Origin of the sequence: Pseudomonas sp. rhizo25, from assembly GCF_031931935.1 — a bacterium.
GTDB lineage: Bacteria > Pseudomonadota > Gammaproteobacteria > Pseudomonadales > Pseudomonadaceae > Aquipseudomonas > Aquipseudomonas synxantha.
In genome coordinates this window covers 238,454-250,489 of record NZ_JAUJXA010000001.1, presented here as the reverse complement: position 1 = coordinate 250,489, position 12,036 = coordinate 238,454, and the positions used below count along the sequence as shown (strand labels likewise).

General features: G+C 61.1%; 10 protein-coding genes. 6 read left to right on the top strand and 4 right to left on the bottom strand.

Features of this window, described 5'->3' with window-relative positions; all coding sequences use genetic code 11:
- Positions 1-76: 76 nt before the first annotated feature.
- From QZR30_RS01205 to QZR30_RS01185, 5 genes are all read left to right on the top strand, one after another.
- Complete coding sequence (locus tag QZR30_RS01205) at positions 77-2,374, top strand: beta-galactosidase (RefSeq protein WP_311902860.1); 2,298 nt, start codon at positions 77-79, stop codon at positions 2,372-2,374.
- An 81-nt stretch (positions 2,375-2,455) separates the two neighbouring features.
- Positions 2,456-3,601, top strand: coding sequence for an EstA family serine hydrolase (locus QZR30_RS01200; RefSeq protein WP_046071322.1), 1,146 nt, complete (start codon positions 2,456-2,458; stop codon positions 3,599-3,601).
- A 143-nt stretch (positions 3,602-3,744) separates the two neighbouring features.
- The gene (locus tag QZR30_RS01195) at positions 3,745-4,896 is read left to right on the top strand and encodes an OmpA family protein (RefSeq protein ID WP_046071323.1); all 1,152 of its coding nucleotides are present in this window, start codon (positions 3,745-3,747) and stop codon (positions 4,894-4,896) included.
- 27 nt (positions 4,897-4,923) lie between these two features.
- Complete coding sequence (gene pdxH / locus QZR30_RS01190; RefSeq protein ID WP_043051583.1) at positions 4,924-5,571, top strand: pyridoxamine 5'-phosphate oxidase; 648 nt, start codon at positions 4,924-4,926, stop codon at positions 5,569-5,571.
- Between the two features lie 265 nt (positions 5,572-5,836).
- Positions 5,837-6,301, top strand: coding sequence for a glycine zipper 2TM domain-containing protein (locus QZR30_RS01185; protein WP_003189251.1), 465 nt, complete (start codon positions 5,837-5,839; stop codon positions 6,299-6,301).
- 75 nt (positions 6,302-6,376) lie between these two features.
- On the opposite strand, the gene nhaA is transcribed toward QZR30_RS01185, so the two are convergent.
- Positions 6,377-7,552, bottom strand: coding sequence for a Na+/H+ antiporter NhaA (gene nhaA, locus QZR30_RS01180; RefSeq protein WP_046071325.1), 1,176 nt, complete (start codon positions 7,550-7,552; stop codon positions 6,377-6,379).
- Between the two features lie 216 nt (positions 7,553-7,768).
- Here nhaA and QZR30_RS01175 point away from each other — a divergent pair, with 216 nt between their 5' ends.
- A complete protein-coding gene (locus QZR30_RS01175; protein ID WP_046071326.1) occupies positions 7,769-8,863 on the top strand; it encodes a PLP-dependent cysteine synthase family protein in 1,095 nt (364 codons plus the stop codon).
- A 36-nt stretch (positions 8,864-8,899) separates the two neighbouring features.
- On the opposite strand, the gene QZR30_RS01170 is transcribed toward QZR30_RS01175, so the two are convergent.
- The 3 genes from QZR30_RS01170 to QZR30_RS01160 all read right to left on the bottom strand — a co-directional run bounded on the left by QZR30_RS01170 (position 8,900) and on the right by QZR30_RS01160 (position 12,019).
- On the bottom strand, positions 8,900-10,513 hold the full coding sequence (locus tag QZR30_RS01170; protein ID WP_046071327.1) for an NAD(P)/FAD-dependent oxidoreductase: 1,614 nt from the start codon (positions 10,511-10,513) through the stop codon (positions 8,900-8,902).
- Between the two features lie 106 nt (positions 10,514-10,619).
- The gene (locus QZR30_RS01165) at positions 10,620-11,291 is read right to left on the bottom strand and encodes a COG3650 family protein (protein WP_056847414.1); all 672 of its coding nucleotides are present in this window, start codon (positions 11,289-11,291) and stop codon (positions 10,620-10,622) included.
- A gap of 95 nt (positions 11,292-11,386) precedes the next feature.
- Positions 11,387-12,019 (bottom strand): short chain dehydrogenase, encoded by a 633-nt coding sequence (locus tag QZR30_RS01160; RefSeq protein WP_269085144.1) that lies wholly within the window; start codon positions 12,017-12,019, stop codon positions 11,387-11,389.
- Positions 12,020-12,036: the final 17 nt, after the last annotated feature.

Genomic DNA, 12,036 nt, shown 5'->3' with positions numbered 1-12,036 from the left:
GAATTCGCCCACTGCGTGGTCTATCTCATCACTATCATCAGGCCATTCATCGGCCGTCTGGGAGAACCTTGTTCGTATGATTCGCACGCTGCCCGCCCTGTTTGCCTTGCTGTTCGCTGCGCCGTTGATGGCTGCACCTGCCGGGCAACAAACGCTGTTCAACTTCGTCAGGCCTGCCGATGTGGTCAAGGTGGCGACCCAGGACGCCAGCCTGCCGCAATACAACGCCGAACAAACGCCCGAAGGCGAGGTGCTGCGCCGCATCACCTTCAACCCGGCGGCCGAGCCGAGCCTGGTGCTCAGCCCGCAAACCGGCGTGTGGGACTGGTCGCAATCCAGCGCCATGAGCCTGCGTATCCAAAGCGCCATGAACTGGGCGCTGACTCTCTACATCAAGGTGCAGAGCGCCGACGGCAAGACCCTGGTCAGCCGCGTCGACCTGCCGGCCGGCCCGGCCCAGACCCTGCTGGTGCCGCTGCAAGCCAACTCGCCACTGAGCCAGGGCATGAAGGCCGGCCCGCCGATGCCTGTCACCGTGGAGGGCCAGCGGGTGTTGCTGGCCGGTAGTGCCGGGGAAATCGACCGCAGCCAAGTGGTCTCGGTGACCCTGTCGATGATCAAGCCCAACGCCGCCCAAAGCATCCTGCTGGAGCGCTTCGGCGTGCAGGACAGCGAACCGGTGTTGAAGGCCGCCTACAGCGAATTGGTCGACGCCTATGGTCAGTCGACCCGTGCGCGCTGGCCGGAAAAGGTCAGCAGCGATGACCAGCTCAAGGCTTTGGCCGCCAAGGAACAGCAGCAGCTCAAGACCTGGCTGGCCGAGCGAGACAAATCCGCCCTGGACGCATATGGCGGCTGGAATAAAGGCCCGGCATTCGACGCCAGTGGCTTTTTCCGCACCGAGAAGCGCGACGGCCGTTGGTACCTGGTGACCCCCGACGGACATCCGTTTTATTCCCTGGGCGTCAACACCGTGGCGCCGGACAACAGCCAGACCTATGTGGCGGGGCGTGAATGGATGTTCGCGGCGCTGCCCAAGGCCGGCGAACCTTTCGACAAGTATTACGGCAGCGGCGACAACCGCAGCGGCAACGGTGCCGGCGAAGGACGTGGCTTTGGCTCGGGCCGCTGGTACGATTTCTATGGCGCCAACCTGCAGCGCACTTATGGCGGTGAAGGTCTGGACCAGAAGCGCTGGGTCACCCACACCCTCGACCGTCTGCAAGCCTGGGGTTTCAACACCGTAGGCAACTGGAGCGATGCGGACCTGGCCACGGCCGACCGCGTACCGTACACCCTGCCGCTGTCGATTGTGGGTGACTACGCCAGCATCAGCACCGGCACTGACTGGTGGGGCGGCATGCCCGACCCGTTCGACCCACGCTTTGCCATGGCCACCGAACGCGCCGTGGCCATCGCCGCGCGCGATCACCGCGATGACCCGTGGTTGATCGGCTTTTTTGCCGACAACGAGCTGGCCTGGGCCGGCCCCGGCGACGATCCGAAAGCCCGCTACGCCTTGGCCTACGGTACCTTGCGCATGACCACCGATGTGCCGGCCAAGCGCGCTTTCCTCAAGCAACTGCGTGACAAATACCGCAACGAAGAAGGCCTGTCCAAAGCCTGGGGCATTCATTTGGCGGGCTGGGAGCTGATGGAAGACCCAGGCTTCGAGCCACCGATGCCCAACCCGGAGCACCCGGAAATCGAAGCCGACTTCAAGTATTTCCAGAAAACGTTCGCCGATGCCTACTTCAAGACCCTCTCTGACTCGCTGAAGTGGCACGCGCCCAACCAACTGTTGCTGGGCGGCCGTTTTGCAGTGAGCACCCCGGAAGCGGTGGCGTCGTGCGCGCAGTATTGCGACGTGTTGAGCTTCAACATGTACACCCTCAAACCCCAGGACGGTTACGACTTCGCCGCCCTGCGCGCATTGGACAAACCGGTACTGATCACCGAATTCAACTTTGGCTCCGCCGACCGTGGCCCGTTCTGGGGCGGCGTGACGCAACTGGCCCGCGAAGAAGACCGCGGCGCGGCTTACAGCGCCTTTCTCAAGCAGGCCATGGCCGAGCCGTCGATAGTTGGCGTGCACTGGTTCCAGTACCTCGACCAGCCGGTGACAGGGCGTCTGCTGGATGGCGAAAACGGCCACTTCGGCCTTGTCGGCATCACCGATGTGCCGTTCCAGGGCTTCGTCGACAGCGTCCGTAAAAGCAACCTTGCGGCAGTCGACCAATTGGGCAAGGCGGCCGAAAAAGCCAAGGCGGCCGGTGCCGTGCGTGAGCACGAAGGTGGCCGATCAGCCCAAGCAGGCAAAGGCGCGGGGCAGGGCGCCGGTCAGGCCGGTGGGCACTCTGGAAATGGTCATTGATTCATCGTTGACGGGTTCACAAAACCGACAATGACTGGAACAATGTCGACCATTTCCTACAGTATTTTCAAGGCGGCTTAGGTGCAGATTCAGGGTCATTACGAGCTCCAGTTCGAAGCGGTACGCGAAGCCTTCGCCGCACTGTTCGATGACCCCCAGGAACGTGGTGCCGGGTTGTGCATCCAGATCGGCGGGCAGACCGTCGTCGACCTGTGGGCCGGTACTGCCGACAAGGACGGGGCCGAAGCCTGGCATAGCGACACTATCGTCAACCTGTTCTCCTGCACCAAGACCTTCACGGCCGTTACTGCCCTGCAACTGGTGGCCGAAGGCAAGCTCAAGCTCGATGCGCCTGTGGCCGATTACTGGCCGGCATTTGCCGCGGCGGGCAAAGAAGCGATTACCCTGCGCCAGTTGCTCTGTCACCAGGCCGGGCTGCCGGCCATCCGCGAAATGCTGCCTACCGAAGCCCTCTACGACTGGCAGTTGATGGTCGACACCCTGGCGGCCGAGGCTCCCTGGTGGACACCGGGCGAGGGGCATGGCTATGAGGCGATCACTTACGGTTGGCTGGTCGGCGAATTGCTGCGCCGTGCCGATGGGCGCGAGCCGGGGGAGTCCATCGTGGCGCGGGTCGCACGGCCCTTGGGGCTGGATTTTCATGTGGGCCTTGCGGATGAAGAGTTTTATCGTGTTGCCCATATAGCCCGCAGTAAAGGCAATATGGGCGATGAAGCGGCACAACGGTTACTTCAAGTAATGATGCGCGAACCCGCAGCAATGACCACACGTGCATTTGCCAATCCACCGTCTATTCTGACCAGCACTAACAAGCCCGAATGGCGACGCATGCAGCAGCCCGCGGCTAATGGTCACGGTAATGCACGCAGCCTGGCCGGGTTTTATAGCGGGTTGTTGGACGGTAGTTTGCTGGAAAGCGACATGCTCGAACAATTGACTCGTGAACACAGTATCGGGCTGGACAAAACCTTATTGACCCAAACCCGCTTCGGCCTGGGCTGCATGTTGGATCAACCGCAGTTGCCCAATGCCACGTTTGGCCTGGGGCCACGCGCATTCGGGCATCCCGGGGCAGGCGGCTCAGTCGGGTTTGCCGACCCTGAACATGATGTCGCATTCGGTTTTGTGACTAATACCCTAGGGCCTTACGTACTTATGGACCCGCGTGCGCAGAAGTTGGTCGGAATATTGGCCGATTGTCTATAAACCCCTTGCTGTTTCACAATTTTTTGTTACAAAGGCAAGTATAAGAAAGATGCTGAACGACACGATGTAACTTGAATGTTCTTTAAGCGTCGGTTTAACGGGTCACGAGACCCCCTGGTTTTTTCTCATTTTGTGGATATCTCATGTTATCGAACAAGTCCTTGGCACTGGCGCTGTGCCTCACTATTACGGGTTGCGCACAAACTCCACAAAATGATGCCGAAGGTGGGCATTGGTGGTCATTCGGATCGGACAAGACTGCGACCAAGGACGCAGTGACCCAAACCGACGCCAAGCCCGATGCCAAGCCTGCTGCAGGCGCCAAGCCCGTTGAGCCCGTCGCCGCTGCTGCTGCACCGGCTCCGGCCACCAAGGCTGATACCGGTTACAGCTGGTGGCCGTTCTCCACCAAGAGTGCCGAAGAGAAGGCCGCCGATGCCAAGGCTGACCTGAAAGCCGACCTCAAGGCAGCCACCCCGACGTCGGACGCGGCGCCTGTGGTCGCCAAGACCGACACCGAGCCTCACTGGTGGTGGCCGTTCGAAAGCAAGCCAAAGCCCTTGGCCAAGGTCGACGTGACCAACGTGCAGATGCCTGACCCGAAAATCACTCAAGCCTGGCTGGATGACTACGAACCTCGCCTGCGTGAGGCCATCAAGGGCAGCACCCTGCAACTTGAGCGTCGCGACAACGTGCTGGTAGTGATTGCCCCTGTCGATGGTTCCTACAACCCGAAGCGCCCGGCGATGTTGCTGCCGGTGACCCTGGGCCCGTTTACCCGTGTGGCCAAGGCTGTAGAGGCTGATCCAAAGACCGCTGTACTGGTCTTGGGCCACGTCGACGCCACTGGCAGCGCACCGGCGAGCCAGGCGTTGAGCAAGGAGCGTGCGCAGTCGATTGCATCGATTTTCAGCCTCAGTGGGTTGAAGCAGGACCGCCTGATGCTGCGTGGCATGGGCGACCTTATGCCGCGTGCCGCCAACGACAGCAATCAGGGCCGTGCGCTGAATCGTCGCATGGAAATCATGTTCACTCAGCGTACAACGATGTTGGCACTGCTGAGCAAGTACAACTCGGGCAAGACGCCGCCTGTTGCTGAAATGGTTGCCGTGCAGGACGTTCCCGCCCCGGCACCTGCGGCAAAGGCAAAAGCGCCAGCCAAAAAGGCCCCGGCCAAGAAAGCTGCTGCCAAGCCCGCGGTTAAAAAAGCCGCAGCCAAACCGGCAGCGAAGAAACCCGCTGCGGCCAAAGCCAAAGCTGCTGCACCCGCTTCGAACGACCAGGCAAAAAACTGAGCCGTTGAACCACGAGGATAAAGCCGCATGACCCAGGCACTGGCCGATATGCGCCGTGACTACACACGGGACGGTTTGAGCGAGGCCCAGGCCCCGGATGAGCCGTTTGCGTTGTTCCACCAATGGTTCGGTGACGCGGTGAAAACCGAACAGCCACCGGTGGAGGCCAATGCCATGACCCTGGCGACGGTCGACCAGGACGGTCGCCCGCACTGTCGTATCCTGTTGCTCAAGGGCCTGGATGCACAGGGCTTTACCTTCTTCACTAACTATCAAAGCGCCAAGGGTGAACAGCTCGCGGCGCGTCCGTTCGCAGCCATGACCTTCTTCTGGCCGACCCTGGAGCGCCAGGTGCGCATTGAAGGGCGCGTGGTCAAGGTCACCCCTGAAGAGTCGGATGCTTATTACCAGGTACGTCCTTTGGGCAGCCGCCTGGGGGCTTGGGCTTCCCCGCAGAGCCAGGTCATTCGTGACCGCGAAGAACTGCAGGAACTGCTCAAGGCCACTGAACAGCGTTTCAGCGATACCCAGCCCGACTGCCCTGAGCATTGGGGTGGGTACCGTTTGCTGCCCGAGCGCATCGAGTTCTGGCAAGGCCGCGCCAGCCGCCTGCATGACCGCCTCAACTATCGCCTGCAAGGGGCTCAATGGTCCCGCGAGCGCCTGGCGCCCTGAGCGTCACCTTTCGTCATCCCGCCTGAATCAAAGCTATTGCGCTGGAGTCCCTGATCAAGAGACCTCGGCGCTTTCGGCTGCGCGGCTACACTGGTCAAACAGGTTATGGCATCGTTCGGCGCCATAACCTTGGTTACCGTTCGTCGAGTTTTCTGGTGCTGGCAGTCTGTACTCAGGCTGAATGAAAACAATTTTTTGCCTGGCTTGCCGTGACAGGCGCCAAGCCAGAGCGTTTAATGAATACCTGTCCTTTGGAGTTGATGCTATGCGTAAGTCCGTTTTACTAGTTGCCTGCTTTACCACCCTGTCGTTGCTCTTGGGTGGCTGCGCCTCGAGTCTGACCGGCGACTCGTACTCTCGCGATGAGGCGCGTCGTGTACAGACCGTGCGCATGGGCACCATCGAATCCCTGCGTCCGGTGAAAATCGAAGGTACCAAGACCCCAATCGGCGGCGCTGCAGGCGCAGTCATCGGCGGCGTTGGCGGCAGCGCCATCGGTGGCGGTCGTGGCAGCATTGTCACCGCCGTGATCGGTGCGGTCGCTGGCGGCCTGTTGGGCTCGGCCACCGAAGAAGGCCTGACCCGTACCCAGGGCGTGGAAATCACCGTTCGCGAAGACGACGGCAGCATGCGTGCCTACGTACAAGCCGTGCAGGAAAATGAAATCTTCCGCATCGGCGACCGCGTACGCATCATGACCGTTGACGGTACCAGCCGCGTTACCCGCTAAGCGCTAGCGAGCAGGCAAAGAAAAACCCCAGCCGGGTGACCGGTTGGGGTTTTTTTATGCTGTTTTCCCAGAGGGTCAGGCTTTCTTGCGGCTCGCCATTGCCGTCACCGCGTACCCGATAAAGGCCGCCAGGATCGACCCGGTCAGAATGCCCATGCGGTCTTCACCGGCAAACTCACTGGCGCCCGGCACAAACGCCAGTGAGCCGACAAACAGGCTCATGGTAAAGCCGATGCCGCACAGGATTGCCACCCCCAGCACCTGGCCCCAGTTGGCGCCGCTGGGCAGTGAGGCGATACCGGTCTTGATTGCCAGCCAGGTCAGGCCGAATACGCCGACGGTCTTGCCGATCAACAGGCCAGCGGCGATGCCCATGGGCACGTGGTGGGTGAAGCTGTCCAGGCTGACGCCGCTGAGGGAGACGCCAGCATTGGCGAATGCGAAGAGCGGCAGGATGGCATAGGCCACCCAGGGGTGCAGGGCGTGTTCCAGGGTCAGCAACGGTGAAGTCTCGGCATTTTTGGTACGCAGGGGAATGCAGAACGCCAGGGTCACGCCGGCCAGCGTGGCATGCACACCGCTCTTGAGTACGCACACCCACAGGATCAAGCCAACGATCAGGTACGGCCCAAGCTTGATCACGCCCAGGCGGTTCATCGCAATCAAGGCAATCAAGCAAGCCCCCGCGCCCGCCAGGGATGCGCCGGACAAGTCGGCGGAGTAAAACAACGCAATGACGATGATGGCACCGAGGTCGTCAATGATTGCCAGGGTCATCAGGAACAGCTTCAGCGACACCGGTACGCGCTTGCCCAGCAGGGCCAGCACGCCCAGGGCGAACGCAATATCCGTGGCCATGGGGATCGCCCAGCCTGCGAGAGCGGCGGGGTTGTCCTTGTTCAGCGCCCAGTAGATCAGGGCCGGCACCACCATGCCGCCGATGGCTGCTGCGCCGGGCAGTACCACTTGGGAGGGCTTGGACAGGTGGCCATCGAGGAGTTCGCGCTTGACCTCCAGGCCGATCAACAGGAAGAACAGGGCCATCAGGCCGTCATTGATCCACAGCAGCGCCGGCTTGGCGATGGTCAACGCTCCCACCTGTGTGACCACCGGGGTCTCGAGGAAGGCGTTGTACAGGTGCGACAACGGCGAGTTGTTGATGATCAGCGCCAAGGCGGCAGCGGCGATCAACAACAGGCCACTGGCGGCTTCCAGCTGGAAGAAACGGGTGAAAGTGCTACGCAGAGGCAAGGGATGCTCTCCATTCCAGGTTCAATAGGTGGGTACCCTAACCCGTACTGTTAGTTGTTAAAACAAAAGTTATATTCTTATTTGTTATAAGAGATTGGCGCGGTTACCGATGCCTTGAAGACTAGCAATTGTGTGTCCAATTGAGTCGCCACTGTATCTGTGTTGAGTGTAGGAAACATCCTAAGATCAAGTCTGAAAACCTTTAGAGAACCCACCATGAGCGACCACCGTACCTGGGCCCGCGAAGCCATTCGCATCATTGAAGCGGACTTCCAGCGGAGCGCTGACACCCACCTGATCCCGTTGCCATTACCGGGGTTGCCAGGCATCGAGCTGTACTTCAAGGACGAGTCCAGCCACCCCACCGGCAGCCTGAAACATCGCCTGGCCCGCTCACTGTTCCTGTACGCACTGTGCAATGGCTGGCTCAAGCCTGGCGCCCCGGTGGTTGAAGCGTCGAGTGGTTCCACGGCGATCTCCGAAGCCTACTTCGCCCGCCTGCTGGGCTTGCCGTTTATTGCGGTCATGCCTGCTTCCACGTCCCAGGAGAAAATCGCCCAGATCGCCTTTTATGGTGGCAAGAGTCATCTGGTCCAGGATCCGACGCAGATCTACGCGGAGTCCGAGCGCCTGGCAAAGGAGGGTGGTGGTCATTTCATGGACCAGTTCACCTATGCCGAACGTGCTACCGACTGGCGGGCGAACAACAACATCGCCGAGTCGATCTTCCAGCAGATGCGCTTTGAACAGCACCCGGAGCCCAGTTGGTTGATTTCCAGCCCCGGCACTGGCGGCACTACCGCGACCCTGGGCCGTTATGTGCGTTATCGCCAGCATTGCACCCGCGTGTTGTGTGCCGATGCAGAACGTTCGGTGTTTTTCGACTTCTACCAGAGCGGCGACGCCAGCCTGCGCCTGGAGTGTGGCTCACGTATCGAAGGGATTGGCCGGCCGCGAGTGGAAGCGTCGTTTCTGCCTGCGGTGATTGATGCGATGGTCAAGGTCCCGGATGCGTTGTCACTGGCGGCCATGCATTATCTGGCCGAGCGTCTGGGGCGACGGGTTGGCGGTTCCAGCGGGACCAACCTGATCGGCGCATTGATGGCCGCGCAACAGATGAAAGCGGCGGGGGAGTCGGGGTCGATCGTAGCGATCTTGTGTGATGGCGGCGAGCGTTATGCCACCACCTATTATGATCAGGCGTGGTTGGCGGGGCAGGGCTATGAGCTGGAGAGCTTGATTGCGGCGGTGGCGGCGAGTGTCGAGCGCGGTGAACCGTTGCCCAACACTATCCTGCGCGCCAATATCTGACCCACCGCAAATCAAAATGTGGGAGGGGCGGTGTGCTCAGGCCTCAATGCCGAGCATATCCCGCGCCAACGCCTCGGCAATCCGAATCCCGTCAACACCCGCCGATAGAATCCCGCCGGCATAACCCGCACCTTCCCCGGCCGGAAACAGACCTTTTACGTTCAGGCTCTGCATCGACTCATCGCGGGTAATGCGCAACGGTGACGAGGTGCGGGTCTCGATCCCCGTCAACACTGCATCGTGCAGCGAGTAACCCTTGATCTGCTTCTCGAACGCCGGCAAGGCTTCGCGGATGGCTTCGATGGCGAAGTCCGGCAAGGCCAGGGCCAGGTCGCCCAGGGATACGCCGGGCTTGTAGGAAGGTTCCACACTACCTAAGGCGGTGGACGGTTTGCCGGCGATAAAGTCGCCCACCAACTGCGCCGGTGCCTCGTAGTTGCTGCCGCCGAGGATGTAGGCGTGGGACTCCAGGCGCTCCTGCAACTCGATACCGGCCAACGGGCCACCTGGGTAATCCACTTCGGGGGTGATGCCGACCACAATGCCGGAGTTGGCGTTGCGCTCGTTGCGCGAGTACTGGCTCATGCCGTTGGTCACGACGCGATTGGGTTCCGAGGTCGCGGCCACCACAGTGCCGCCCGGGCACATGCAGAAGCTATAGACCGAACGGCCGTTCTTGGCGTGGTGCACCAGCTTGTAGTCGGCCGCGCCCAGTTTCGGGTGGCCGGCGTACTTGCCCAGGCGTGCGGCGTCGATCAGCGACTGCGGGTGTTCGATACGGAAACCCACCGAGAACGGCTTGGCCTCCATGTATACGCCGCGGCCATGGAGCATGCGGAAGGTGTCACGTGCGCTGTGGCCCAGGGCAAGAATCACGTGCCTTGAGAGAATCTGCTCGCCGCCGTCGACGACCACGCCGTTCAACTGCCCATCTTCGATCAACACGTCGGTGACCCGTTGCTCGAAGCGCACTTCACCGCCAAGGGCGATGATCTGCTCGCGCATGTTTTCCACCACGCCGGTCAGGCGGAAGGTGCCGATATGGGGCTTGCTGACGTAGAGGATCTCTTCCGGCGCGCCGGCCTTGACGAACTCGTGCAGCACCTTGCGGCCGTGGAATTTCGGGTCCTTGATCTGGCTGTAGAGCTTGCCGTCAGAGAAGGTGCCGGCGCCGCCTTCACCGAATTGCACGTTGGATTCGGGGTTGAGCACGCTTTTACGCCACAGGCCCCAGGTGTCCTTGGTGCGTTGGCGCACTTCCTTGCCGCGCTCGAGGATGATCGGCTTGAAGCCCATCTGTGCCAGCAGCAGCCCGGCGAAAATTCCGCAGGGGCCAAAACCGACCACGATCGGCCGCTCGACCAGGTCTGCCGGCGCCTGGCCCACCACCTTGTAGCTGACGTCGGGGGCCGGGTTGACGTTGCGGTCGTCGGCAAACTTGAGCAGCAGGGCGGCTTCGCCCTTCACGTTCAAGTCGATGGTGTAGATGAAGCACAGCTCCGACGACTTTTTACGGGCATCGTAGCTGCGTTTGAACAGGGTGAAATCGAGCAGGTCATCACTGGCGATGCCCAGGCGCTGCACGATGGCTGGCCGCAGGTCTTCTTCGGGATGGTCGATGGGCAGCTTGAGTTCGGTGATTCGTAACATGACAGGATCCGGTAGGCGGCGGGCGAGAAGGCCGGCTGTTTTGCAAACCGGCGATTATAAGCTCCAATGGCGACTTTCCGTCAGGTTAAAACAGCTCAGGGTCGAATCAGTCGTCCCGCGAGCCGCCAAAGGCTGCGCAACCACGCTGCACCTGGCCGTTTACCCGCAACTCGGCGCTCATGTGTTGCAGGCTGCCGCTCACACTGTCGACGCAGCGCTGGGGCGCCACCCACAGCTCGATGTGCTGGTTATTGGCTTCGGTCATCAGGTTGAAGCGGCCGTCGCCCAGTTGTTCTTCGACGTACGGCACTGCCAAAGGTGGTTGGCCCTCACGTTCCAGCACCATGCCCTTGGCCGTGACGTTCATCGCCCAGGCCGGTTTATGGCCGTTGGCGCGCAGGATCATGCGCTTGAAGTCCGGGTCGGTACAGGCGGAGGTCGAGCGTTCGACGCGGTACAGCTGTTGCAGCTCCACTTCGCCCTGGGTACCGGTGGCAACCCCGGAAAACTTGCCGCGCAGGTCGGCAAACAGTGCGCCTTGCTGGCCGGCCAGGGAGGCCGCTTCCTGCAGGATGCTGGTGCCGCCGGTATCCTTGACCACGTAGTTACGCTGGTCGCCGCACGGCTGGAACAACAGCTTGCCGTCCACCGCGGTCAATTCACCCTGCATACGGGTCAGCCCGACGGTAGAGGGCTTGGCCGGCTCGCTTTCGAACAGCTGGCAAGCGGCGAACAAGGGAAGCAAGGCACACAGGGCGAGGGTACGGGCGGCACGCATATTGGGTCTCCAAACAAGTGCCGCCACGTTACGCAGGCTGGCGCCGCATCACAAGCCCGCTCGCCGGCTTCAGGTGTTTCTGACAGACATCAAATTCAGCCTACGATAAAGGTCTGACCGGTTTGTAGGCCCTCGACGCTTTTTGCGTAAGCCAGTGCCACATCGGCAGCTGGAGCTGGTTTGTAGCCACGGAAATACGGTGCATAGCTGCCCATGGCTTCCAGTAGAACGGTCGGGCTCACAGCATTGATACGCAGGCCACGTGGCAATTCAATGGCCGCCGCTTTGACGAATGCGTCCAGTGCACCGTTGACCAACGCTGCCGAGGCGCCGGTGCGGATCGGATCACGGTTCAGTATGCCGCTGGTGAAGGTGAACGAAGCACCGTCGTTGGCATATTCCCGACCGATCAGCAGCAGGTTGACCTGGCCCATCAGCTTGTCACGCAGGCCCAGTTCAAAGTCGCTTTCGCTCATCTCGCCCAAGGCTACGAAATTGACGTTGCCCGCTGCGCAGACCAGTGCGTCGAACGGGCCGGTTTGTTCAAACAATTTACGAATCGAAGCGCTGTCGCTGATGTCCACCTGGAAATCGCCGCTGGTGCGACCGATGCTGATCACTTCGTGACGCTGGCTCAGCTGCGCCTTCACCGCCGAACCGACTGTGCCGCTGGCACCAATCAATAGGATTTTCATCGTGCTGTTCCTCCAGAGATAGTGAAGGTTCAGTCTAGTGTGGCTTTTTC

Excerpts from the sequence above, each read along its gene's own strand:
- QZR30_RS01170 (WP_046071327.1), bottom strand. The coding sequence starts at position 10,513 with ATGTTACGAATCACCGAACTCAAGCTGCCCATCGACCATCCCGAAGAA.
- QZR30_RS01195 (WP_046071323.1), top strand. The coding sequence starts at position 3,745 with ATGTTATCGAACAAGTCCTTGGCACTGGCGCTGTGCCTCACTATTACG.
- QZR30_RS01175 (WP_046071326.1), top strand. The coding sequence starts at position 7,769 with ATGAGCGACCACCGTACCTGGGCCCGCGAAGCCATTCGCATCATTGAA.
- QZR30_RS01185 (WP_003189251.1), top strand. The coding sequence starts at position 5,837 with ATGCGTAAGTCCGTTTTACTAGTTGCCTGCTTTACCACCCTGTCGTTG.
- pdxH (WP_043051583.1), top strand. The coding sequence starts at position 4,924 with ATGACCCAGGCACTGGCCGATATGCGCCGTGACTACACACGGGACGGT.
- QZR30_RS01205 (WP_311902860.1), top strand. The coding sequence starts at position 77 with ATGATTCGCACGCTGCCCGCCCTGTTTGCCTTGCTGTTCGCTGCGCCG.
- QZR30_RS01165 (WP_056847414.1), bottom strand. The coding sequence starts at position 11,291 with ATGCGTGCCGCCCGTACCCTCGCCCTGTGTGCCTTGCTTCCCTTGTTC.